Genomic DNA, 23,324 nt, shown 5'->3' on the forward strand with positions numbered 1-23,324 from the left:
TGTCCCGCGCTCGCACGCGACGACCCCTCTATGCCAGACTCCCCAGACAACGAAGCTCCTGTTCCGAACAAGTCGATCGTGGTAGATCGCTCGTTCTACAGGAGCTTCGCTGCATCCAGCGCCCGCACACGAGATGATCAAGCCAAGCTTCCCGGCATTGCCCCAGAGCCTGGTTGTTCGTGAGGTCGCTGAACAGGAGCGCGAGCAGGCCGAGGGCGACGGTCGCACCGCTCGCGGTGATGGGACCGAAGGAGCGCCGCAGGGCGGCCCGCATGGCCTCCACCCGGTCGGCGGCCACCGCGAGTTCCTCCCGGAAGCGGGCGGTCAGCAGCAGCGCGTAGTCGGTGGCGGCGCCGATGACGAGGATCGACAGGATGCCCTGCACCTGGCCGTCGACGCGCACGATGTCGCGGTCGGCGAGGGCGTAGACGATCGCGCAGGCGAGCCCCAGCGCGAACACCGCGCCAATGATGATCACCAGCGGCAGCAGCACACTGCGGTAGACGAGCAGCAGGATCGACAGCACGGTGACGAGGGCGACCACCAGCAGCAGACCGTCGATGCCCGCGAACGCATCGGACAGATCGGCCTGGCTCGCCGCCGGGCCCGCGATCTCGGCGGTCGTACCGGGGACATCCGAGGCGGCCTTCTCGATACGTTCGAGCGTGGCAGGCAGCTCTTCGCCGAGGTCGGGCCGCAGCTGTACAACACCCTGCAGGGCCGCGCCGTCCTTGGACGGCAGCGCGGGCGACACCTGGCCGGTCAGGCCCGGGGAGCCGCCGAGCGAAGCGAGGGCGCGGGTGGCTGCCGCCTGCTGCTCCTCGCCGATCCGGCCGCCCCCGGCGCCTTCGCCGCCCGCCGTCCAGACGACGATCGCCGGCAGCGTCTCCTTCTGGCGGAAGTCCCGCTGAGCGCCGATGACCTTGGTCGATTCCGCGTTCTGTGGCAGAAACGCGGCCTGGTCGTTGGTCGCGACCTCGCCGAGTTTGCCGGCGTACGGACCGGTGGTGCCACCGATCCCCAGCCAGACGACCAGAAGGACGACAGGGACGAGCCAGCGCGCCCATTTCGTGGCGGGAAACATGAAAGCTCCGTATCCGAAAATACCTCAATGTTGAACAATCTCAATGATTGAAGCACTTCGATGCCTCGGTCAAGACCGAGCTGTCGCGCGCACGATGTTCAAGCGGGGTATCAAGGAGCAAAGGAAGGGACACCGCATCCATGCCCAGCATCGAAGTGAACACCCCCTCGCGTGACGCCGCCGTGAAGATCCATTACGAGGACTACGGCACCGGCCGCCCCGTCGTCCTCATCCACGGCTGGCCGCTCAGCGCCCGCTCCTGGGAGAGCCAGATCGCACCGCTGGTCGAGGCGGGCCACCGGGTCGTCGCCTACGACCGGCGGGGGTTCGGCCAGTCGTCCCAGCCCTGGGACGGCTACGACTACGACACGATGGCCGACGATCTCGGCGCCCTGCTGGTGCAACTCGACCTCAGCGACGTCACCTTGGTCGGATTCTCCATGGGCGGCGGCGAAGTCGCCCGCTACATCGGCACGCACGGAACCGGCAGGGTCAAGCAGGTCGTGTTCGCCGCCGCCGTGCCGCCCTACCTCTACAAGTCCGGCGACAACCCTGACGGAGGCCTCGACGACGCCACCATCGGCCAGTTCGAGGCCGGCGTGCGCGAGGACCGGGCGGCCTTCGTGGACGGCTTCGTCACCAACTTCTTCCAGGTCGGCGACCGCACCGACCTCGTCAGCGCCCCCCAGCACACGTACAACGTCGGCCTGGCCGTGCAGGCTTCACCGAAGGGCACGCTGGACTGCGTCAAGGCGTTCGCCCGCACCGACTTCCGTGACGACCTGGCCAAGGTGGACGTACCCGCGCTGATCATCCACGGGGACTCCGACGCCATCGTCCCCTTCGAGGTCAGCGGCAAACGCACCCACGCGGCGCTCCCGCAGAGCACCCTGGCCCTCATCGAGGGCGCGCCGCACGGCCTGAACGTGACTCACGCGGACCAGTTCAACCAGGCCCTTCTCGCGTTCCTGGCGCGCTGAGAGAACCGCTGGAAGCGCCCCGGAAAAACGGCTGGCCGCCGGCCCCGGGACGGCGATATCGTTCTGCCGTACCGGGACACGGCCTCACGCCGTGCCCGGAGCAAGTCCGTAGAGGAAGCAGGAGGTGAGGACATTGATGACTGCCACGGCGACGGGCGCTGCCCGCATTCAGGAGTTCATCATCGTTTCCACCCCTGTGGTCTCCGGCTGACACCCACTCGACCTCCGCGCGTCGCTCGCAAGAGCCGGCGCGCCGCCGGGGCCACCCTTCGAAGGGTTCCCCTTGTCCGACATGCTCCACACCCACCACGCCCAGCACGCCCTCGCCTCCTGCGGCTGGGACGGTGCCTGGGATGCCGAGTTCGCCCCGTACGCCGCGCAGGGCCTGTTGCCCGGCCGGGTCGTACGGGTCGACCGCGGCCAGTGCGACGTCCTCACCGCCGAGGGCCTTGTCCGGGCCGACACCACCTATGTGACGCCGCACGATCCGCTGCGGGTCATCTGCACCGGCGACTGGGCCGCCGTCGATCCGGCCGGCGACCCGCAGTTCGTACGGGCGTACTTGCCGCGCCGTACCGCCTTCGTACGCTCCACCTCTTCCACCCGCTCCGAGGGGCAGATCCTCGCGGCCAACGTCGACCACGCGATCATCGCGGTCTCGCTCGCCGTCGAACTGGACCTCGGGCGGATCGAACGCTTCCTCGCCCTGGCCTGGGAGTCCGGGGCCCAGCCGCTGGTCGTCCTCGCCAAGTCCGACCTGGTGCCGGACGCCACCGGGCTCTCGTACCTCGTCGACGACGTGCGGATGGCAGCGCCCGGTGTGCAGGTGCTGCCGGTCAGTTCCGCGACGGGTGACGGCATCGACGTGCTGGCCGCCGTCGTCTCCGGCGGCACGAGTGTGCTGCTCGGCGTGTCCGGTGCGGGAAAGTCGACGTTGGCCAACGCCCTGCTCGGCGAGGACGTGATGGACGTGCAGGCCACCCGTGAGGTCGACGGCAAGGGCCGGCACACCACCACCACACGCAACCTGCTGGCCCTGCCCGGCGGGGGAGTGCTCATCGATACGCCCGGACTGCGCGGAGTGGGACTGTGGGACGCCGAGGCCGGTGTCGGGCAGGTCTTCGCCGAGATCGAGGAACTGGCCGCGGACTGCCGGTTCCACGACTGCGCCCACGAGTCGGAGCCGGGCTGCGCGGTGCGGGCCGCTCTGGAGGAGGGTTCGCTGCCCGAGCGGCGGCTGGACAGCTACCGCAAGCTGCTGCGGGAGAACCGGCGCATCGTCGCCAAGACCGACGCCAGACTGCGGGCGGAGATCGGCCGCGAGTGGCGCCTGAAGTCCGCGCAGGGCCGTGCCAACATGCGCGCCAAGCGCGGCGACACGGGCCGGCGTTAGCGGGGGGCCGCCCCGGAAACCCGCTGTGACATTGGCGGCTCCGCCGCGTGGGACGGGCAGGGGTGGGGCGGGCAGGGGGTGGGACGGGTAGGCGGGTAACGGCCTGCGCGGTAGGGGACGGGCCCGGGCGGCGATCCGCCCCCTATCGCGCACCAGGCCGTAAGGGGACAGCAGCGCAGGGCGCCCGCGCACCACCCCGCCCAGGACAACCGTGGCCCAGGACAACCGTGTCCGAATCCCGCGAGCCCCCCGCCCCACACTCCCGCACACTGGATCCCGTGATGGACGAGGACAGCAAATACGAGGCGGTGACCAGCCGCGACGCCCGCTTCGACGGCGAGTTCTTCTTCGCCGTCACCACCACCGGCATCTACTGCCGCCCGAGCTGCCCCGCCGTCACTCCCAGACGCAAGAACGTCCGCTTCTACCCCACAGCCGCCGCCGCCCAGGGCAACGGCTTCCGGGCCTGCCGCCGCTGCCGGCCCGACGCCGTTCCCGGTTCCGCCGACTGGAACGCGCGCGCCGACGTCGTGGGCCGGGCGATGCGGATGATCGGCGACGGCATCGTGGACCGCGAAGGCGTACCCGGGCTCGCCGGGCGGCTCGGCTACAGCACCCGTCAGGTCCAGCGCCAGCTCACCGCGGAGCTCGGCGCCGGCCCCGTCGCGCTCGCCCGTGCCCAGCGCGCGCACACCGCCAGGGTGCTGCTCCAGACCACGGGGCTGCCGGTCACCGAGATCGCGTTCGCCGCCGGCTTCGCGAGCGTGCGGCAGTTCAACGACACCATCCGCCAGATCTACGCCCGCACCCCCAGCCTGCTGCGCGAGGAGTCCGCCACCAGGAAGGTTCCCGCCCCCGCCCCGGCCGGCCCCGCCCTCGCCGCCGGGATTCCCCTGCGGCTCGCCTACCGGGGGCCGTACGCCGCCCGCGACGTCTTCGACCTGCTCGCGGCCGAGGCCGTCCCGTGTGTCGAGGAGACGACCGGCGAGCCCGGCGCCCGCACCTACCGCCGCACGCTGCGCCTGCCCTGCGGCACCGGCATCGTCTCCGTCGACGAGGCCGCGGCGCCGCTCGTCGGCGGTTGGCTCGACGCGCGGATCCACCTCACCGACCTGCGCGACCTCACCACCGCAGTGCAGCGGCTGCGCCGGCTGTTCGACCTGGACGCCGACCCGTACGCCGTCGATGGGCGGCTCGCCGCCGACCCCTCACTCGCCCCACTGGTCTCCGCCCGCCCCGGACTGCGCTCGCCCGGTGCGGCAGACCCCGACGAGTTCGCGGTACGGGCGCTGGTGGGCCGGGAGGCGGCCGCGCACCTGGTCGGGGCGTACGGGAAGGCCCTCGACCAGCCCTGCGGCGCCCTCACCCATGTCTTCCCCGAGGCGGGGGCCCTCACCGGCGCCGACGACCCGGCGCTGCGCGCGCTGGCGGCCGCACTCGCGGACGGCGCCGTCCGGCTCGACCCCGGCGCCGACCGCGACGAGGCCGAGCGGGCCCTGCTCGCGCTGCCCGGCGTCACAGCGCGCACGGCCGCCCTGATCCGCATGCGCGCGCTCGGCGACCCGGACGTGGCGCCGGACGCCGACGCCGAGGGGACACGACCGTGGCGGTCGTACGCCGCGCGCCACCTCTGGACGGCCGACGCCGTCACGCCGTAGCGGCCCGTCCAGTCAGGCCCAGTCAGGCCCAGTCAGGCCCAGTCAGGCCCAGTCAGGCCCAGTCAGGTCCAGTCAGGCCCAGTCAGTCCAGACCCCAGCTGTGGATCTTTTGCGGATGGATCCTGATCAGTTCCTCGCTGAAGTGCGGACCCAGGTCGTGCGGCCCGGTCAGCAGCTCGGCCTCGCCGCGGACCTCCACCCCGCGCACCGCCCACGGCCGTACGCTCACGATGTCGTCGATCACCAGCGCGACCTTCGGATTCGCCTGGAGATTGCGCCACTTCTTCGTCGCGCCGAGGGAGAAGCCGCCGATCAGTATCGTCCCGTCGTCCTGCGGGAAGAATCCGACCGGGTTGGCCTGCGGCTGGCCGGTGGGATCCACAGTCGCCATCCGGCCCAGGCGCTGGGACTTGAGGTACGCGCGCTCTGCCTCGCTGAATGCGGTCATGCGGTCAGCCTCACACACCGGGCCGGCCGCGCGCGGCCCGAGAGATCCTGGCTCAGCCCCAGATCAGCGTGCCCACCCAGGTGCCGACGACCAGCAGGCACGCGTACAGCTCCACGAGCACGGGAGTCCCCACGGCCCGCATGACCGTACGCGTGGAGGCCCGGCCACCGCCGTGGCTGCCGAGCCGTATTCGCTCCACCGCGTAGATCCCGCCGACGAACCCGGCGACGCCGCCCACGACCGGCAGCAGGAAGAACCCCGCGATCCCGGCGACCCCGCCCGTGACCAGGGTCCGGGGCGGGGCGCCCGACTCCTGGGGGCGGCGGGCGGGGAGGAGCGGCTTGAGCGCCTGGTTGAGCAGCAGTACGGCGGTCGCACCCATGAGTACGAACCAGGCGAGCCCGGACTTCTCCTCGAGCGCCCACCACGCCGCAGCGGCCCAGACGATGGCCTGCCCCGGCACACCCTGCACCAGCACGCCGAGTAGACCGAGCAGCATCACCAGGCCGACCAGGACGAGCTGCCAGGCTCCCATCCTTCCAGCGTGCGGGACCAGAACCGTTCCCGCAGACGGGGCCGGTCAGGGCCACTCCCCGCGACAGCCAGGCAGCGTCCGGCCCACGCCGTTCCCGCTCGCTGCAACAGCCGGCCGGCGTCGGGCCCCGCGCGTCAGCTCCTGGCCACCCAGCCCCGCTCGTAGGCGTGCCACCCCAGTTGCAGCCGCGTCGTCACCCCCGCCAGCTCCATGAGCCCCTTCACCCGCCGCTGTACCGTCCGCAGACCCAGGTCCAGCTGCTTGGCGACGCTCGCGTCGGTCATCCCCGCGAGCAGCAGCGACAGCACCTGCAGGTCCATCGCGTCGGGAGCCGCCGTCGGCGCCTCCGACACCGCCCCGGCCTCCCCGCGCGCCCCGACCCCGAGCCGCAGCGGCCGCGCGTCCCGCCACACCGCTTCGAAGAGCCCCGTCAGCGACTCCAGCAGTCCGCTCGCGTGCACCACCAGCGCCGCCGGCTCCGCGCCGCGCGCCGTCAGCGGCACCATCGCGGTCGTCCGGTCCGCCACCACCAGCTTCGTCGGCACCGTCTCGACCACTCGGACCTCCTCGTTGCGCCCCAGCGCCGCGCACAGTTCGACGAGCCCGGCGGGCAGCGCCAGTACCTCACGTTCGATCACCACCCGGTACGTCACGCCGCGCGACGCCGCCCGCTCCTCCGCCTCGTTCTCCGTCCCGGTGATCACGACCGGGTTGCCCGTCACCAGCGCGCACACCTCCTCCGTCGCCCCGAGCTGAAGCTGTACGAAGCGGTGCGCCACGGCGCTCGCGCCGGTGACGACCTCGACCAGATCGTGCACGGCGGGCTCGGCCGCCTCCGCCCGGTACTCCTCGGCGAGCAGCGCCGCCGTCAGCTCCGCCTGCTCCAGCTCGTGCCGCTGCTGGGTGAGCAGCGCGCCCAGTGCTACCCCCGGCGGCGCCGCCACCCAGCGTCCGGTGCGGGCCGACGACTGCGCGGCGAGCCCCTGCCGCTCCAGGCGGCGCAGCGCACGTTCCGTATCGGCCTCCGGCAGCGTCAGCCGGTGCGCGAGATCGGGGACCTCCGCGGCCCCCAGCGCGACGAGTACGCGGTACGCCGACTCCTGTGCCTTGTCGAGACCTATGGCTCCCAGCATCTCTGAGCCCCTCCCCGGACGCATCGATTCCGCTCTGCTCCCCTGATCCTGCCCGACGGTCCGTGGCGGAAAGCGGCCACGGCGTAAACCCGCCGCGCGCATCCTCCCCGCCCCACGCGTCACTCTGTCAATGTGGCGCCACCGCAGCACCAACGGGGGCCGTAGGTCAATGCCGGGAAGCTTGGCTTGATCATCTCGTGTGCGGGCGCTGGATGCAGCGAAGCTCCTGTAGAACGAGCGATCTACCACGATCGACTTGTTCGGAACAGGAGCTTCGTTGTCTGGGGAGTCTGGCATAGAGGGGTCGTCGCGTGCGAGCGCGGGACAGACGGGGCAGCTGGGTGTGTTGCGCCAGGTTGTGACACGGCGGATGGTCACGGATGTGCTGGCGGCTTCCGGCCGCGGGGACCGGCGTAGTGACGGCAAACTCTGCGCGGTGACGTGTGTGTTCTTCGTGCTCGCGTTGACGCTGTTCCCGAGAGACGGCTACCGGTCGGTGCTGTCGAAGCTGGCCGGTGGGACGGCGCGGCTGGCCGCGCGGGGCCAGCTGGTCTCCTCCTCGGCGCTGCGGCAGCGCCGCGTCACGCTGGGCCCGGAGCCGTTCCGGTTACTGTTCGAGCGGATCGCCGGGCCGGTCGGCACGGTCGCGATGCCGGGGGTGTTCTGGCGGGGGCTTCGGCTGGCCTCGGTGGACGGCACGTTTCTCGAGGTCGCCGACACCGCGGTGAACGCGGTGTTCGGCCGGACCCGCAATCAGCGGCGGATCGCCGCGTTCCCCCAGGTCCGCCTGGTCGCGCTGATCGAGTGCGGGACCCGGGCGCTGCTCGGGGTGGCGTTCGACATCCGCCGGGTCTGTGAGCAGGACCTGACACGGCGCCTGCTGGACCGGATGCGCCCCGGGATGCTGGTCCTGGCCGACCGGGGATTCCCGGGCTGGCTGCTGTGGGTCGATGCCGCCGCCGGCGGGGCGGATCTGTTGTGGCGGATCTCGGCGGCGGTGCGGCTGGTCCCCGACGAGGTCCTGCCCGACGGCTCCTGGCTCGCGACCCGGCACGCGCACAAGAACATCACGAAAGCCCTGGCGGGGCGGCCCCGGTCGGTACGGATCCGGGTGATCGAGATGGTGGTCGTCATCGAGGCCGCCGACGGGTCACGACGCCATGAGCCCTACCGGCTCATCACCACCTTGCTCGACCCTGCGGCCTTCCCCGCCGGTGAACTGGCCGCACTGTATTCCCAGCGGTGGGAATCCGAGCTCGAATTCCGGGACTTGAAGATCACTCAGCGCGGGGCACGCGCCGTCCTGAGATCGAAGACACCCGCGCTGGTCAACCAGGAGATCTGGGCGTATCTCGTCACCCACCAGGCGATCCGCCGCACGATCAGTTCCACCGCCGCCGGCCACGGGCTCGATGCCGACCGGCTCTCCTTCACTGTCGCCCTGACCGTCGCCCGGGACACCGTGATCCGCACCACGGCGCGGATCGGCACCCACCTCGCCGAGATGACCACGTCGCTGCTGGCGAACCTGCGATCGGCCGAGCGACGCCTGCGGGTCTGCCCCCGGACCGTGAAACGCCCCAGCTCCATCTTCCCCTCGAAACCCGCCGGGCCGGCCAGCCGCAGCACAAAAATCACCGGATACGGGATCGAAATCATCCCACTCGACACAACCCCGCCGACCACCGCGGAGCCCGACAGCCACACGAGATGATCAAGCCAAGCTTCCCGGCATTGGGCCGTAGGTGGTGCCGGGCAGTCGGCGCGCGCGGGACGACGTGCGCGCGCCGCAGACCGTCCGCCGGGCGTCCTTCCCGTGGGGGGTGGGGTCGCCCGGCGGACTTCTTTTTCGCGATGCCCCGTTCTCGCGGGGCCCCCGCAGTGGACAATAGGGGCATGAGCCAGCAGGGGGACGGGCACGCCGCCAGGGAAGAGGACCAGTGGTGGAATCGCCTGTACGGCGACGAGGCCACCCAGGAGTCGTCAAAAGGCGTGCCGCCGCGGGAAGTTGATCCCGACCCGGCGCCGCTGGACCACCACCCGCACCGGCCCCCCACACCACGGCCCCAAGACCGTCAGCCCGCTCACCCCCCGCCCCCAGCCCCGCCCGAGCGGCAGCGCGCCCCCTGGGAGCCGCCCGAGGTTCCCCCGGCGCCGCCGAGCCGGTGCGACCAGGGCCGGTTGCCGTCGCCGGACGACGCACCCCCGGAGGCATGGCAGCCCGAGGTCGCCCCCGCCCCCCACCACCCCCCGGAGAGCACCGCCGGCGCTGGCGCAACGGCGCCCCCCGAGGCCTGGGACGCAGCCCCCGCGGAACCTCTCCACCCGGCCCCCGCCGAAGCGGCCCACCCCACGGCCCCCCGGCCCGCGCCCCACGCCAGCGCCGTCGCAACGCCCCCGCACCCGGCCGGCGCGGAGCCGCCCCGCGCCGGCTTCGTCGGGGGAGGCCCGCCCACCTACGACGCCGAGCCCACCGCCCTGCCGGTCGCCGACCCCCGCGCGCTCGGTGAACTCGCCGCCGACACCGTGCTCGACGGCGCGCAGTACGGCACGTACACGCTGCGCGCCGCCTCCCTGCGCGGGGACTCCGCCCGCTTCCGCGGCGAACCCCGCCGCGACGCCCTGCTCACCGCCCGCTTCGGGCGCGGCGACGAAGCACTCGTCCTGGTGGCGATCGCCGGCGGAGCCCGCGCCGCCGAGAGCGCGCATCCGGCCGCCTCCGAGGCCTGCCGCTGGATCGGCGAAGCCGTCGGCCGCAGTCACGCACGGCTGGCCGACGACATAAGGGGGGCCCGCAGGGGAGATCTCAAATCCGGCCTGCACCGTCTCACCGACCGGGCCTACGGCAACCTGCGCGCCCGCGCGGGCGAACTCGGCCTGGAACCTGAGGAGTACACGGTCGGACTGCGCTGCCTCCTGCTGTCCGCCGACCCCCGGTGCAGGAACAGGGTGTTCTTCGGAATCGGCGCGGGCGGCCTCTTCCGGCTGCGCGCGGGAGTCTGGCAGGACCTGGAACCCCTCGTCTTCGATCCCGGCGCCGCCACCGCAGCGCCCGTCGTCGGCTTCGGCTCCACGCTGTCGGCGTCGTCCGCCCCGTCCGAGACCCCCGAGGGCGATCGGCTCACCATGGATCTCGGGCTTACGGCGCCCCCTTCGCCGTACCTGCCCAACGTCCCGGCCCGCACCGACCCCTTCCGCTTCCGGGCCTCCGTGGCCCGCCCCGGCGACACGCTCCTGCTGTGCGGCGGCGGGCTCGCCGACCCGCTGCGCGGCGAGCCCGCCCTCGCCGAGGAGCTGGCCGAACGCTGGGCACCCGCCGAGGCGCCCGGCCTCGCCGAGTACCTCACCGACATCAGTCTCCGGGTGAAGGGATACGCCGACGACCGGACGGCGGTGGCGGTCTGGGAGGCCTGACGACCTCCCCCACGATACGGAGCGGGCTCCCGATGCCCTGCGACTCCGCGTCCGGACGTCCCCGGTGGCGTAGGCGGAGGAGCCGTCGACCGTTCCGAACAGCTCGGTCGTGTACGACGCCTGCGGGGGCAGCGCCTGGGCGACCTCAGCCCCGCCGAGCGGAAAGTCGCCCGCGTGCTGCTGGCCGGCTATCCGTGGACCGGCTCCTGCCGCCGGTCGTCGAAGCGGTCGCCCGCCACGGCGCACCGGTCGTCTGGCTCTGTGACCCCATGCACGGCAACGGGCTGAAGCAGTGGTCGAACACACCAACGCCGAGTACAAGCAGTGGCATCCGCTTCAGCGCTACACCAGGCACGCTTGTCGCCGTCGGGAGCGTCCTGGGCCGGCTTCTTCGGCGGAGCGCTGACCTGCGATGCGGGCCGATGACTGCCGCCTGCGCGCCTCGCGCCACACGTCCTTCGCGCCGAAGCGCACGATGAACGTCAGCCGCCCCGGAACGCCCTCCGGGTTCAAGGACCGGCTCAGGGCGACCGCGTCCTCCGGCGACCCCGACGGCCCCCACGACCCGTCGCCTCACGAGCACCGAACTCGTGCCCGTTCGCGCGACGGCCTGCTGAATCACCCACCAGCCGAACCGCCAGACCAACACGACCCGACCTCAATTTTCCCCAAGGTCGTAAGCGACCAGTTCGAAACGCCGGCCCGTGAGCAGCGGCACGGACCCCTGAGCAGTGGCACGGAACAGACGCGGATCTCCGGTCAGTTCGACGCGGTACAGGTGCTCGCCGGGGTGCCCGAGTAGAGGTTGGCGTCGGCTCTCCCGTCGACGACGCTGCGCAGGTAGTAGCCGCACACCGGGCGGTTCCTGAAGTCGAAGGTCTTGCCGGGAGTCAGGCGCCAGATCTTGTAGTCCCGGTACGTCAGCCGGGCGCCTGCGACGGCCCGCTCCGGCTGGTGGTCGCCCAGGACCACATACGTACCGTGCGCGCCCCTTCTCACCAGCGGCCGTTTGTAGGGCAGGAGAAGCAACTCATGGGAGGTATAGACCCGTTCTTGGGACGGGAACTCCTTGGCCAGACCCTGGTAGCCGGAGTCGACCTCGGCGTGCACATAGGGGTGGAGGCGGAACTGTTCGGCGATGCCCTCGGTACGCACAGCGGTCTGGTCGTGCATGCGGCCCGGGCGGACGACGCCGGAGAACAGGGTGCGGCCCTGGTGGTCGCTGAATGTGGTGGTCTTGATCGTGTTCTGCTTCTTCTTGCCCGAGACGAAGGCTTTGCGTCCGGGGCGGCCCGCGCGCGGGCGTCGGACCTGGACTTCCGTGCCGTCGAGCCGGATGTCGACGCCTTCGGCATCTGCGTAGGCGAACAGGTCGTCCAGGGTGCGGATGCGCAGACCGGGGCGGTTGGGGATGGCGAAGCCCCGCGCGGCGAGCAAGGGTCTGACCTCGCGGATCGCGGCGGAGACGGTGGAGCGGTCCACCCCGTACAACTCGGCCAGGGCGGCATGTGGCAGCCCGAGCCGCAGGTGGACCAGGGTGGCCGCGAGCCGGTCGGTGAACACCAGGCGCGGCTTGCGTCCTGCACCCTCGGCCCGCTTGCGGGGCCCGCCCCTCATCACGTGCAGGGCCGACGCGCGGGCCGCCGCCCAGGGCGGGGCGAGTTCTTCGAGCAACTCCCCGAAATGTGCGCGGGAGACCCCGGACAGGGCAGGATGGGTACAGGCCGTACGGGCCCAGGTCAGCTTCACAACTCGCCCAACCCGTAACGCCCTTTGCATGTCACGGCCGACTCACTCCCGTCCTTCCCCCAAGGTCGTTAGGGTCGGGCCCATGGCTTCCATAGATGTCTCCCTGCGCCCCGTGCACCCCAGCGATCTGCCTGTGTTCTTCCGGCACATGAGCGACCCCGAGTCGAATCGGATGGCCGCCTTCACCGCCGAGGACCCGACGGACCGGGCCCACTTCGACGCGCATTGGAAGCGCATCCTCGCCTCGCCCGACATCGTCACCCGCACCGTGCTCGCGGACGGCGATGTGGTCGGGCACGCGGCCGTGTACGGCGAGCCGGGCGAGCGGGAGGTCACGTATTTCATCGATCGCTACTACTGGGGGCGGGGCATCGCGACCGCGGCGCTGCGGGGGCTGCTCGCCGAGGTCCCCGAACGCCCGCTGCTCGCCCGGGCGGCGGCGGACAACACCGGATCGGTGCGGGTCCTGGAGAAGCGCGGCTTCAAGGTCGTCGGCGAGGACCGGGGCTTCGCGAACGCGCGGGGAGCGGAGATCGACGAGCTGGTGCTGCGGTTGGATGGATAATTTTCCCCACCCCGTTACGGCCTGATCCGCCCCCTATCGCGCACCAGGCCCTTATCACGACCGACAAGCCCGTGCGGCAAAAACAGCACTATGTTTTCGGACAACGATCCGCGTCTCGCGAGCCCGCAGACAACCCATGCTGCCCTCCGCCGACTCTCACAGGCCGGAGACAGTTTCGCGATGATTCGCGGACGCGGCGCTCCTCGTCTGCTTCGACCGCGAGGCGCTGGTGCGAGCCGAGAAGGCCGGCGTCCGCGCCCTGCACGCCGGTGACGTGGGCTGGCCCACCGACCCGGTGCGGGCGGGCGGCGCGCCCGAGGAGCCGACCCGTTCCCGCGTCGCGTACTCCATCTTCACCTCGGGCTCGACCGGCAACCCCAAGCTCGTCGACGTCGGGCACGGCGAGATCGCGTCCTTCGCCCGGGCGCTGCGGGCGCATGGGCAGTGGCCCGCGGGTCTCCATCTGGAGCTAACCCCGGACCCGGTCACCGAATGCGTGTCGGAGCGGGACGAGCCGCCGCGGTTCACGGACTACCGGTCCACGTACGACCCGCATCTGAACCCCGAGCAGTCGGCGGAGATGGTCTCCCATTTCCTCTCCCTGCTCTGAAGTGTGTCCCGTGCGCTCCGCGCATACGGCCGGTGGCCCGTCCCCACGAGAAGGACGGGCCACCGGACACGGAAAGCGGCGGTCAGGAACGGGCCTCCACCGGACGCTCGGCCGGACGGTTCTCCGTGGCCCCGGTGTCGCCCTTGCCGCCGGTGATGCCGGTGGCCCGGGCCACACCCGCCAGGACCACGGCGGTGGCGACGAGCACGGCGCTCACCACCAGCGGCGAGCGGTAGCCGAGGTTGGCGCCCAGGGCGAGACCGCCCAGGGCGGGTCCAGCAGCAGCGCCGACGTTCAGCGCGGCGGTGGCGAAGCCGCCGCCCAGCGTGGGGGCGTCCGAGGCCGTGTAGAGGGCCTGCGCGATCAGCGTGGAGCCCACGCCGAACGAGAGCACCCCCTGGACGAAGACGAGGATCAGCGCCATGACCGGGTTCGCGGCCGTGAGGGCGAAGAGCAGCCAGCCCGCCAGCAGCGCCGCACCACCGACCGCCAGCACCTGGCCGGGACGGCTGTCCGCCAGCCGGCCGCCCACGTTGACCCCGACGAAGGACCCGATGCCGAACAGCGCCAGCGTGGCGGGCACCCACCCGGAGCTCAGATCCGTCACGTTGGTGATGACGGGCGTGAGGTACGTGAACGAGCAGAACGTCGCTCCGTTGACCAGCGCCCCGAGCACGAGCGTCATGATCAGCCGGGGCGTGCGGAGCGCCCGCAGCTCGTGGCGGACGCTGGGAGCCGCGGGGTCGACGGGCGTCGCCGGCACGGACCACAGCACCGCGAAGACCGCGGGGGTGGAGATGATCGCGACACCCCAGAAGGCCGAACGCCAGCCCCAGACCTCGCTCAGTACGGCGCCGAGGGGGACACCCGCGATGCAGGCGAGGGTGACTCCGCTCAGGAGCACCGAGGTCGCCCGGCCCTTGGCCTGGGGTCCGGCCATGCTCGCCGCGGTCGCGAGGCCGACGGCGAGGAAGCCCGCGTTGGCCAGTGCGGCGATCACCCGCGTGACGAAGAGGACCTCGAAGCTGTGGGTGAGGGCGCCCACGACGTGGGCGAGGAGGAAGGTGATGAGGAAGGCGAGCAGCGCCCGGCGGCGCGGCCATCGCAGGCTGAGCATCGCGACCAGCGGTGCGCCGACGATCATGCCGACGGCGAAGGCCGAGGTGAGCGAGCCGACGGCCGGGAGGGACACGCCGAAGTCGGCGGCCATGTCCTCCACCAGCCCGGACAGCATGAATTCCGACGTTCCCTGGGCGAATACGGCCAGCCCGAGAACGTAGATGGCGAATGGCATGAAGAAGCTCCAACTACATCGCAGAAAGGGGAGACGCGGCGCATGGACGGAAGGTCATGCGGTCGCGTGGGAGACGTCCCGGAGAGAGCTCCGGGCGTGATCCCGCGATGCGGTTGATCCGTGGCGGATGCGCGACGCACTGCTCGGCGACGGGGCCGGAGAAAGCAGGGTCGTCAGAGGGTTACGCGATCAGCCACCAGATCACCGGTGGCCCGCTTCTTTCCGCCTCAGGACTCGACATACCTCTCAACATAGCAACGCCCGGATCGCCGTGTCTAACGCATTGGACACCCCCGGCGCCCCGGCCTCTCCGCTGGCCCCGACCGGGTACGGCACCGCCGCCGCGGGCCCGCCGACCTGTAGAGAAGGAATGTTTAGTGACCACCCACCAAACGGCCATAATCATGGTCGGTCTGGCGCTGATCCTCGCGCTCGCGCACGTGCTCGGGCGCCTCGCACGGCAGTGCGGCCAGCCGGCCGTCCTCGGCGAGATCCTCGCCGGCATCCTGCTCGGTCCGACGCTGTTCCACGGCGCCCTCTCGGACGCGGTCTTCCCCTCGGACGTCCGGCCGATGCTCAGCACGCTCGGCAACCTCGGCGTCGCGCTGTTCATGTTCCTCGTCGGACTCGAGCTCGACCACCGGCTGCTGCGCGGGAACAAGCGTGCCGCGGTCGGGTGTCCGTAGGGTCGATCGTCTGCTCGTTCGGTCTCGGCGTGCTGCTGGCGGTGTGGCTGTGGAACGACCACGCGGTCGGCAACCGGCTCGGCTTCGTGCTGTTCATCGGCGCGGCCATGTCCATCACGGCCTTCCCGGTCCTGGCCCGCATCCTCACTGACCGGGGCATCCAGGGCGGATTCAACCGGTCGTCGCAACACCTTGATCGTGGAGGTGTCCGATGGGACGGCCGACTGGGTGGACGACGGCGGTAACAGGGCGCCCGGCGATGCGATCGCCGGGCAGACCGCCGATTCGTCGGGATGTGGAGCGTGTCTTCTGGAAGAAGATTGCTGAGGGGCTGACCAGTGAGGATGCGGCGATCGCGTGCGGCGTGTCGGGGCCCGTGGGAACTCGGTGGTTCCGGGAACGTGGCGGGATGCCGTCGATCCAGATTGGCCCGGTGTCGGGCAGGTATCTCTCCTTCGAAGAGCGTGAAGAGATCGCTCTGCTGAAGGCTCAGGACGCCGGGGTCCGGGAGATCGCCCGCAGGCTGGGCAGGACCCCTTCGACGATTTCGCGGGAACTGCGGCGCAACGCCGCCACCCGCAATGGACAGCTCGCCTACCGGGCGTCGATCGCGCAGTGGAAGGCCGAACTGGCCGCGCAGCGGCCGAAACTGTCCAAGCTGGCCGGCAACGAGCGGCTGCACGAGTACGTCCAGGACCGCCTGGCCGGAGAGATCCGCTACCAGGACGGTGCACCTGCGCCGGGGCCCGCGGTATCGCGGTGGAAGGGACGGAACAAGCCGAGGCGTCAGGACCGCCGTTGGGCCACATCGTGGAGCCCACAGCAGATATCCAACCGGCTGAGGGTCGACTTCCCCGATGATGAGTCCATGCGTATCTCGCACGAGGCGGTCTACCAGGCGCTCTACGTCCAGGGCCGCGGCGGGCTGAAGCGTGAACTCGTCGCCTGCCTGCGTACCGGCCGAGCCCTACGAGTGCCCCGGGCCCGCACCGCTGGCCGGGGGAAGAAATTCGTCACCGAGGAGGTGCTGATCAGTCAGCGGCCGGCTGAGGTGGAGGACCGGGCGGTCCCCGGTCACTGGGAGGGCGACCTCATCATCGGCCTGAACAGCTCCGCGATCGGCACCCTGGTGGAACGCAGCAGCAGGTTCACGATGCTGTTGCACCTGCCGCCGATGCCCGGCCACGGCGGCCCACGGACCAAGAACGGCCCCGCGCTTGCCGGTCACGGAGCCGAGGCCGTACGTGCAGCCCTCGCGGAAGTGATCGTCGACCTTCCCTCCCAGCTCCGCAAGTCCCTTACCTGGGACCAGGGTTCGGAACTGGCGCAGCACGCCCTGCTCCGCATCGACACAGGTCTGGAGATCTACTTCGCCGACCCGCACAGCCCCTGGCAGCGCGGAACCAATGAGAATACCAACGGCCTGCTACGGCAGTACTTCCCGAAGGGCACCGACCTCAGCAGGCACACCCGCGAAGACCTCGCCGCCGTCGCCGCCGCCCTTAACAGCAGACCTCGCAAGACCCTTGGCTGGAGGACCCCAGCCGAGACTCTCGACAGTCACCTACTATCGACACAAAGCGGAAGTGTTGCGACGACTCCTTGAACCCAAGCAGCACACCAGGGTCGGTGCGCTGGCGATGGCGAGCGCGGCCGTCGGGGACGTCGTCGCCTGGCTGTTGCTCGCGGCCGTCCTCACCTTCATGGGGAGCCAGAGCTCCTGGCAGGTGCTGCTGGTCCTGCCGTACGCCGTGGTCATGATCGCAGTGGTACGGCCGCTCCTCGGCAGGTTCCTTGCCACCCGGGAGCCGCGCGAAACGGGTAGCGGGGAGCGCGGGCCGGGTGGCGGGGAGCGCGGGCCGGGCGCCGCGCCGCTCGGTGTGCTGACGGTGCTGTTGCTCGTCTCCGGTGCGCTGAGCGAGTGGTTCGGGCTGCACTTCATCTTCGGCGCGTTCCTCGCCGGCGCGATCGTGCCGCGCCACGGCACGGAGCGGCTGCGCGCGGCGGTCGTCGACCGGTTCGAGACGATCACCTGGATGCTGCTGCCGGCGTACTTCACGGTGGCCGGGCTGAAGGTGGACCTGAGCACGGTGGACGGGAACGGATTGGGCGAGCTGGGCCTGATCCTCCTCGTGGCGATCGGCGGCAAGTTCGGCGGCGCCTACCTCGGAGCGCGGGCCGCGGGCCGGCCCGGGCGGTCGGCGACGACGCTGGGCATCCTCATGAACACCCGCGGTCTAACCGAACTCATCATCCTCGGCGTGGGACTGCAACTGGGGCTGCTCGACACGGACCTGTACTCGCTCATGGTGGTCATGGCCCTCGTCACCACCGCCATGACCGCGCCCCTGCTGCGCTGGGCTTACCCGCGCCAGATGGTCGAGGCGGATCTGCGGGAGCTGGCCGGGGAGTGGGAGTCGGCGGCACGGCGCGCCGAGCCCGCCCGGCCCGTGGGCGGGAAGCCGTCGGAGGCGAAGCGATGATGCCCACGCTCCTGACCGGGCTGGTGCCGGAAGCGGCCCTGACCGCCGAGGAGTTCGGCGACGTCCCGGACGCCTGGATCTTCCCGGAGGAAGCGGCCGTGCTGAGCCGAGCGGTGGACCGCCGGCGCCGGGAGTTCGCCACCGTACGGCACTGCGCGCGGCTCGCCCTGACCTCCCTCGGGCGGCCGGCCGGACCGATGGTCCCAGGGGAAAGGGGTGCGCCGACCTGGCCGGAGGGCGTGGTGGGTTCGATGACCCACTGCGACGGCTACCGTGCCGCCGCCGTGTCCCGGAGGATCGACGTCGCCGCCCTGGGCATCGACGCCGAACCCCACGCGCCGCTGCCGCCGGGCCTTCTCCACCGGATCGCGTCACCGTCCGAGCGGGGTCACCTGACGGCGCTGCGCCACACCCGTCCCGCGCTCCACTGGGACCGGCTGTTCTTCAGCGCGAAGGAGTCCGTGTACAAGGCGTGGTTCCCCCTGACCGGGACCTGGCTGGACTTCCGCGAGGCGGAGCTGGTCCTCGACCCGTACCGGCAGACCTTCCGCGCCCGTCTCCTGCGGACCGGACAGGACGACGAGGGGCGACCGCTCCACACCCTTCACGGGCGGTGGCGGGTCGGCCGCCGGCTCGTCGTCACCGCCGTCGCCCACAGGGTCACGGCCTCCGCCCATAGGGGCCGACCTCCGCCCGGGGGGAGCCCGGCTCCACCACCGCGTACGGCAGGCGCTAACCGGTCAGGGAATCCTCGACGCAACGCAGCTCCTGAGCCATTCCCTTGAGGTCATCGGCGCAGGCGGACAGGATGTCGGCCACCGCGCTCCGTCCGTGCAGGGGGATGGTGGGGGCGAGGCGCCTCCATTCCTCGGTCGTCCGCAGCTGCGTGTGCAGTCGGTGCAGGACGAGCCGTCCGCTCTCACTCAGCCGCAGCGAGGGATCGTTGCGGAGTCCGTGGAAGAGGGTGATGCGGCGAGCGAGATCAGGCGCAGCTCCACGACCCGAACGGTCCTCGTCCGGTGCGGGCAGCCTGGTGGCGGTGGGATCAGCTGTGCCCGCGGGACCGTCGGACCGGCGGCTGCCCGGAACCGCCGGCCGCCCCTGGTCCAGCCGGTAGCGCACGTCACGGGCGGTCCCCACGGAGATCCCGGCCCGCCTGGCGATCTCCCGCAGCGAGGCTGCCGGGTTCTGCCTGATCACCTCGGCGGCCACCCGGCGTCCCTCCGCCGTGGTGGACGGACGGACCCGGCCGTCACGGCCGACACGCGCGTCCGGTCGCGCGTCGGGTCAGCGATGTCCCGGTCGTCGCGCCAGGCGGCATAGTGGGCGTAGACGGTGCCGTGGTTCGGGAAGTCGTGCGGGAGGTATTTCCAGGGGATCCCGGTGCGGTTGACGTAGAGGATCGCATTGAACACGTCGCGCAATTCGACTTTGGCCGGCTGCCCGGTCGGCCTGCGGTCGAGTCGGGCTTTCCGCCAGGCCGTCAACGTCGGCTCGATCAAGGCCCATCGGGCGTCGGACAGGTCGCTGGGGTACGGCTTGCGCTGGCTCACGGCTCAGCGTGAGCATGACCGGGCCGGACTATCTGATTCCGCTGTCCATGCGGCGATTCCATGGCATCTTCAAACCAGACGGATCTTCGAGTATGGAAGCGGACGAGACGGACGGTCGAGCTTCGAGTGCAGAGGAAGGCATTCATCGCCTACCGGGTGAATACCCTCATAGCGGGGCAGGCGTGAAAGCCGCATTGCGGAGCAAGTTTGGGTAAACGCCCACTCAGAGCGGCGCCCGTGGGGGACGGGGCCGGACAGACCGATGGCTCCCGGAAGGCCTCCGCGGTGAAGCCCGCCGCGAAGCGGCCTTCCGGCACACCGACCGTGCCGGACGTCCCCAAGCCGGACCTCCGTTCACTGGCCGGTGTGGTCGCAGGGGAGTCACATCCCGAGCTCGGCCAACCGGGCGATGAAGAACGCGGCGATCATCATGGCACCCAGCACGATCAGCACGATCCACACCTTGGGGTGCTCCCAGAGACCGCCGTCGGAGCGCTCCTCGTGGGCTTCGGCGGTCGAGCCCTCAACGGGCGGGGTCTCGCCGGGCGGAACTTTGGAGTCAGACATGCCTCCACTCTGCGCGCCGACCACCGGCGGCGCACCCCGGGCCGCTGGGAGGTGTCCGGTCGATCTCAGCGCACGCCGGACGGCCGGAACTGGACGCTGATACGCGGTCCGACCGCGCGCGCCGACTTGGGGACGGCGTGCTCCCAGGTCCGCTGGCAACTGCCGCCCATGACGATGAGGTCGCCGTGCCCGAGCGGCTTGTGCACGGTGGCCGCGCCTCCTCCGCGCGGCCTGAGCACCAGGTGCCTTGGCGCCCCGAGGGACACGATGGCGACCATGGTGTCCTCGCGGGCTCCCCGGCCGATCGTGTCTCCGTGCCAGGCCACGCTGTCGCGCCCGTCCCGGTAGTAGCAGAGCCCGGCCGTCGTGAACGGTTCGCCGAGTTCGGCGGCGTAATGGCCGCTCAGCGCGGTGCGGGCCGCGTCGAGGGCGGGGTGCGGCAGCGGGTCGCGTACGCCGAGGAAGCACAGCAGCCGCGGGACCTCGACCACACGCTCGTACATCACGCGCTGCTCGGCGCGCCACGCCACCTCGCGCGCCAGTACGCCGAAGAGGGCGTCCGCGCCGGCGAGCCACTCCGGGAGCACGTCGATCCAGGCGCCCTGGCCCAGATCCGTGCGGCGCAGCCCGTCCAGCGGGCGCGGTCGGATGTCGTCCCCCTGGTCGAAGAGCGAACTCTGGAGGTGTACCGCCATGAACCCAGCATAACTCGAATCAAACATCTGTGCGAATACCGTGGTGGAGAACGAACGATTCTTCCCCCGGGGCCGTCGGTGCGAAGAAGCGCGCCACCTGCTCGTCCGTGACCTCGGCCAGCGTGGCCGGCGACCACCGCGGGGTGCGGTCCTTGTCGATCACCTGGGCGCGGATGCCCTCGACCAGGTCGGGCGAGGTCAGGGCCGCGCAGGAGACCCGGTACTCCTGCTCCAGGACCCGCTCCAGCGAATCGAGTCCCCTGGCCCCGCGGATCGACGCCAGGGTGGCCTTCAGTGCCAGCGGCGACTTGGTGAGGATCGTGCGGGCCGCTTCCCCGGCGGCCGGCTCGGCGCTGCCTGCGAGGCGCTCCACGATCTCCTCGACGGTGTCGGCCGAGTAGCAGTGGTCGATCCACCCCCGGTGGGCCGCCAGTTCGGGCGCCGGAGCGGGCGGGGCGCAGCGCACGTACGCGGACAGCACGTCGTACGCCGGCTCCTTCGCGAGGTCGCCGGTGAGGTCCGGGAGCCTTTCGGACGGTACGAAGTGGTCGGCGAGCCCGCACAGCAGCGCGTCGCCCGCGCCGACGGCCGCACCCGTGAGGGCCAGGTGGGTGCCGAGTTCGCCGGGGGCACGGGACAGCAGGTAGGTGCCACCGACATCGGGCACGAGGCCGATGCCGGTCTCGGGCATGGCCACCCGGGAACGCTCGGTGACGACGCGGACGCTGCCGTGCGCGGAGACGCCGACGCCGCCACCCATCACGATGCCGTCCATGGCGGCGACGTACGGCTTGGTGAAGCGGGCGATGCGCGCGTTGAGCCGGTACTCGTCGCGCCAGAAGGCCGCGGAGGCCTCGCCACCGCCGGTCCGTACGTCGTCGTAGATCGACCGAATGTCACCACCTGCGCACAGCCCGCGCTCCCCCGCCCCCGTGATCACCACGGTGGCGACGGCCGGGTCACGCTCCCAGGCCGCGAGGGCGTCGGCCATCCGGTTCACCATGCCGTGGTTCAGGGCGTTGATGGCCCTGGGGCGGTTCAGCGTGATGTACGCGGCGTGCCCCTCGGTGTGCAGGAGTACGGAGTCGTCGGTCATCGGCGTCGTCCTTCCGGAAGGGGCCCGGCCCGGCGGCGGGGTGGCGGCGGGGCCCGGGACTGCGGAGGATCTTTTCTATACCTCGGCCTCGCGGAGCCCTGACCCGGCCCGACCGGTGAAGGGCGCGGCAGTGCGCGGCAGGGGGGCGCGTTCAGCTGCGCTGTTGGCCCGGTTAAGAAAACCTCGATGGACGACGAGCGCCGGGACCGCCAGATTGGTACGCGTCCACGATCACGTCCACGATCACACCCGGTCACCTCCCCACGCCGCCTCTCCCAGCCCACCCCTGGAGCCGCAGTTATGAAGGCACTTGTAAAGCAGCACGCAGAGCCCGGGCTGTGGCTGATGGATGTGCCGGAGCCGGAGACGGGCCCCGGTGACGTGCTGATCAGGGTGCTGCGTACCGGTATCTGCGGCACCGACCTGCACATCAGGTCCTGGGACGGCTGGGCCCAGCAGGCCGTCTCCACCCCGCTGATCCTCGGCCACGAGTTCGTGGGCGAGGTCGCCGCCGTCGGATCCGACGTCGCGGACATCGCGGTCGGCGACCTGGTCAGCGGCGAGGGCCATCTGGTGTGCGGGAAGTGCCGCAACTGCCTCGCGGGCCGCCGGCACCTGTGCCGCTCCACCATCGGGCTCGGCGTCGGACGTGACGGCGCCTTCGCCGAGTACGTCGCACTGCCCGCCTCCAACGTGTGGGTGCACCGGGCCGAGGTGGACCTCGACGTGGCCGCGATCTTCGACCCGTTCGGCAACGCCGTGCACACCGCGCTGTCCTTCCCGCTGGTCGGCGAGGACGTACTGATCACCGGCGCGGGCCCGATCGGCATCATGGCGGCGGCGGTGGCCAAGCATGCGGGCGCGCGCAACGTCGTGATCACCGACGTCAGCGACTCCCGCCTGGCGATCGCCCGTAAGGCGGGTGCGACGCTGGCCCTCAACGTCGCCCAGTCGGACATCGCGGACGCACAGCGCCAGTTGGGCCTCAAGGAGGGCTTCGACATCGGCCTGGAGATGTCCGGCCGGCCGGAGGCGATGCGCGACATGGTCGCGAACATGACGCACGGCGGGCGCATCGCGATGCTGGGGCTGCCGGCGGAGGAGTTCGCCGTCGACTGGTCGAAGATCGTCACGTCGATGATCACCGTGAAGGGGATCTACGGTCGTGAGATGTACGAGACGTGGTACGCCATGACGGTGCTGCTGGAGGCGGGCCTGGACCTCAGCCCCGTGATCACCGGCAGCTACGGCTACCGGGACTTCGACGCGGCGTTCGACGAGGCGGCGACGGCGCGCAGCGGCAAGATCATCCTCGACTGGACCACCTGATCCTTTGCGGGGGCCTTTCCCCGATCCCCGACCCGCCCCTTCCCGAACCGGG

General features: G+C 71.3%; 24 protein-coding genes and 2 pseudogenes. 15 read left to right on the forward strand and 11 right to left on the reverse strand.

The genetic code is table 11. The features are described from left to right. Positions 1-160: 160 nt before the first annotated feature. A pseudogene (locus ACU6WZ_RS02680) lies at positions 161-1,084 on the reverse strand (MMPL family transporter); the annotation flags it as partial. A gap of 140 nt (positions 1,085-1,224) precedes the next feature. On the opposite strand from ACU6WZ_RS02680, the gene ACU6WZ_RS02685 reads away from it, so the two are divergent. The 3 genes from ACU6WZ_RS02685 to ACU6WZ_RS02695 all read left to right on the forward strand — a co-directional run bounded on the left by ACU6WZ_RS02685 (position 1,225) and on the right by ACU6WZ_RS02695 (position 5,115). Further along, a complete protein-coding gene (locus tag ACU6WZ_RS02685; RefSeq protein WP_447031514.1) occupies positions 1,225-2,064 on the forward strand; it encodes an alpha/beta fold hydrolase in 840 nt (279 codons plus the stop codon). Positions 2,065-2,356: 292 nt separating this feature from the next. Beyond that, a complete protein-coding gene (gene rsgA, locus ACU6WZ_RS02690) occupies positions 2,357-3,457 on the forward strand; it encodes a ribosome small subunit-dependent GTPase A (protein WP_447033817.1) in 1,101 nt (366 codons plus the stop codon). A gap of 281 nt (positions 3,458-3,738) precedes the next feature. Then, the gene (locus ACU6WZ_RS02695) at positions 3,739-5,115 is read left to right on the forward strand and encodes a DNA-3-methyladenine glycosylase 2 family protein (protein WP_447033819.1); all 1,377 of its coding nucleotides are present in this window, start codon (positions 3,739-3,741) and stop codon (positions 5,113-5,115) included. Positions 5,116-5,197: 82 nt separating this feature from the next. Here ACU6WZ_RS02695 and ACU6WZ_RS02700 read toward each other — a convergent pair whose 3' ends face one another. The 3 genes from ACU6WZ_RS02700 to ACU6WZ_RS02710 all read right to left on the reverse strand — a co-directional run bounded on the left by ACU6WZ_RS02700 (position 5,198) and on the right by ACU6WZ_RS02710 (position 7,231). After that, the gene (locus ACU6WZ_RS02700) at positions 5,198-5,563 is read right to left on the reverse strand and encodes a PPOX class F420-dependent oxidoreductase (protein ID WP_447031515.1); all 366 of its coding nucleotides are present in this window, start codon (positions 5,561-5,563) and stop codon (positions 5,198-5,200) included. 52 nt (positions 5,564-5,615) lie between these two features. After that, positions 5,616-6,098, reverse strand: a complete 483-nt coding sequence (locus ACU6WZ_RS02705) for a DUF456 domain-containing protein (protein ID WP_447031516.1) — start codon at positions 6,096-6,098, stop codon at positions 5,616-5,618. A gap of 134 nt (positions 6,099-6,232) precedes the next feature. Then, entirely contained in the window at positions 6,233-7,231 is a 999-nt protein-coding gene (locus ACU6WZ_RS02710; protein ID WP_447031517.1) for a helix-turn-helix domain-containing protein, read from the reverse strand. 343 nt (positions 7,232-7,574) lie between these two features. Between ACU6WZ_RS02710 and ACU6WZ_RS02715 the strand changes: the two genes are divergently transcribed. The 4 genes from ACU6WZ_RS02715 (at position 7,575) to ACU6WZ_RS02730 (ending at position 11,447) form a co-directional block, all read left to right on the forward strand. Beyond that, entirely contained in the window at positions 7,575-8,945 is a 1,371-nt protein-coding gene (locus ACU6WZ_RS02715; RefSeq protein ID WP_447030240.1) for an IS4 family transposase, read from the forward strand. Between the two features lie 182 nt (positions 8,946-9,127). Next, positions 9,128-10,645, forward strand: coding sequence for a protein phosphatase 2C domain-containing protein (locus tag ACU6WZ_RS02720; protein WP_447031518.1), 1,518 nt, complete (start codon positions 9,128-9,130; stop codon positions 10,643-10,645). Between the two features lie 32 nt (positions 10,646-10,677). Next, a complete protein-coding gene (locus tag ACU6WZ_RS02725) occupies positions 10,678-11,124 on the forward strand; it encodes a 3-deoxy-7-phosphoheptulonate synthase (RefSeq protein ID WP_447031519.1) in 447 nt (148 codons plus the stop codon). After that, entirely contained in the window at positions 11,058-11,447 is a 390-nt protein-coding gene (locus ACU6WZ_RS02730; RefSeq protein WP_447034341.1) for a hypothetical protein, read from the forward strand. The genes ACU6WZ_RS02725 and ACU6WZ_RS02730 overlap by 67 nt, the downstream gene beginning before the upstream one ends. On the opposite strand, the gene ACU6WZ_RS02735 is transcribed toward ACU6WZ_RS02730, so the two are convergent. After that, positions 11,405-12,394 carry a transposase family protein gene (locus ACU6WZ_RS02735; protein ID WP_447031520.1) on the reverse strand — a complete coding sequence of 330 codons (990 nt, stop codon included), beginning with the start codon at positions 12,392-12,394 and terminating at the stop codon, positions 11,405-11,407. The two genes, ACU6WZ_RS02730 and ACU6WZ_RS02735, sit on opposite strands and share 43 nt — an antisense overlap. Positions 12,395-12,485: 91 nt before the next feature. Between ACU6WZ_RS02735 and ACU6WZ_RS02740 the strand changes: the two genes are divergently transcribed. Next, the gene (locus ACU6WZ_RS02740) at positions 12,486-12,959 is read left to right on the forward strand and encodes a GNAT family N-acetyltransferase (RefSeq protein WP_447033820.1); all 474 of its coding nucleotides are present in this window, start codon (positions 12,486-12,488) and stop codon (positions 12,957-12,959) included. A 229-nt stretch (positions 12,960-13,188) separates the two neighbouring features. Then, on the forward strand, positions 13,189-13,569 hold the full coding sequence (locus ACU6WZ_RS02745) for a 3-deoxy-7-phosphoheptulonate synthase (protein WP_447031521.1): 381 nt from the start codon (positions 13,189-13,191) through the stop codon (positions 13,567-13,569). 82 nt (positions 13,570-13,651) lie between these two features. Here ACU6WZ_RS02745 and ACU6WZ_RS02750 read toward each other — a convergent pair whose 3' ends face one another. Further along, on the reverse strand, positions 13,652-14,863 hold the full coding sequence (locus ACU6WZ_RS02750; RefSeq protein WP_447031522.1) for a Cmx/CmrA family chloramphenicol efflux MFS transporter: 1,212 nt from the start codon (positions 14,861-14,863) through the stop codon (positions 13,652-13,654). A 377-nt stretch (positions 14,864-15,240) separates the two neighbouring features. Here ACU6WZ_RS02750 and ACU6WZ_RS02755 point away from each other — a divergent pair, with 377 nt between their 5' ends. The 5 genes from ACU6WZ_RS02755 to ACU6WZ_RS02775 are packed head-to-tail and all read left to right on the forward strand — an operon-like array spanning position 15,241 to position 18,817. Beyond that, entirely contained in the window at positions 15,241-15,549 is a 309-nt protein-coding gene (locus tag ACU6WZ_RS02755) for a cation:proton antiporter domain-containing protein (RefSeq protein WP_447031523.1), read from the forward strand. Next, entirely contained in the window at positions 15,540-15,794 is a 255-nt protein-coding gene (locus ACU6WZ_RS02760; RefSeq protein ID WP_447031524.1) for a hypothetical protein, read from the forward strand. The genes ACU6WZ_RS02755 and ACU6WZ_RS02760 overlap by 10 nt, the downstream gene beginning before the upstream one ends. After that, on the forward strand, positions 15,761-17,155 hold the full coding sequence (locus ACU6WZ_RS02765; RefSeq protein ID WP_447029501.1) for an IS30 family transposase: 1,395 nt from the start codon (positions 15,761-15,763) through the stop codon (positions 17,153-17,155). Before ACU6WZ_RS02760 ends, ACU6WZ_RS02765 begins: the two co-directional genes overlap by 34 nt. Then, positions 17,136-18,032 (forward strand): cation:proton antiporter, encoded by an 897-nt coding sequence (locus tag ACU6WZ_RS02770; RefSeq protein WP_447031525.1) that lies wholly within the window; start codon positions 17,136-17,138, stop codon positions 18,030-18,032. The genes ACU6WZ_RS02765 and ACU6WZ_RS02770 overlap by 20 nt, the downstream gene beginning before the upstream one ends. Continuing rightward, the gene (locus tag ACU6WZ_RS02775; protein WP_447031526.1) at positions 18,029-18,817 is read left to right on the forward strand and encodes a 4'-phosphopantetheinyl transferase family protein; all 789 of its coding nucleotides are present in this window, start codon (positions 18,029-18,031) and stop codon (positions 18,815-18,817) included. The genes ACU6WZ_RS02770 and ACU6WZ_RS02775 overlap by 4 nt, the downstream gene beginning before the upstream one ends. Here the strand turns inward: ACU6WZ_RS02775 and ACU6WZ_RS02780 are convergent. From ACU6WZ_RS02780 to ACU6WZ_RS02800, 5 genes and pseudogenes are all read right to left on the reverse strand, one after another. Next, positions 18,765-19,244, reverse strand: a complete 480-nt coding sequence (locus ACU6WZ_RS02780; RefSeq protein ID WP_447031527.1) for a hypothetical protein — start codon at positions 19,242-19,244, stop codon at positions 18,765-18,767. The two genes, ACU6WZ_RS02775 and ACU6WZ_RS02780, sit on opposite strands and share 53 nt — an antisense overlap. Before the next feature lie 88 nt (positions 19,245-19,332). After that, positions 19,333-19,585 (reverse strand): annotated as a pseudogene (locus ACU6WZ_RS02785) (transposase); the annotation flags it as partial. A gap of 381 nt (positions 19,586-19,966) precedes the next feature. Then, positions 19,967-20,152, reverse strand: a complete 186-nt coding sequence (locus tag ACU6WZ_RS02790) for a DUF6480 family protein (protein WP_447031529.1) — start codon at positions 20,150-20,152, stop codon at positions 19,967-19,969. Positions 20,153-20,217: 65 nt separating this feature from the next. Next, on the reverse strand, positions 20,218-20,847 hold the full coding sequence (locus ACU6WZ_RS02795) for an alpha-ketoglutarate-dependent dioxygenase AlkB (protein ID WP_447031531.1): 630 nt from the start codon (positions 20,845-20,847) through the stop codon (positions 20,218-20,220). Between the two features lie 19 nt (positions 20,848-20,866). Then, a complete protein-coding gene (locus ACU6WZ_RS02800; protein ID WP_447031532.1) occupies positions 20,867-21,943 on the reverse strand; it encodes an enoyl-CoA hydratase/isomerase family protein in 1,077 nt (358 codons plus the stop codon). A 300-nt stretch (positions 21,944-22,243) separates the two neighbouring features. Between ACU6WZ_RS02800 and tdh the strand changes: the two genes are divergently transcribed. Further along, on the forward strand, positions 22,244-23,272 hold the full coding sequence (gene tdh / locus ACU6WZ_RS02805) for an L-threonine 3-dehydrogenase (RefSeq protein WP_447031533.1): 1,029 nt from the start codon (positions 22,244-22,246) through the stop codon (positions 23,270-23,272). Positions 23,273-23,324 lie beyond the last annotated feature (52 nt).

It is taken from the genome of Streptomyces hypolithicus (assembly GCF_052934925.1).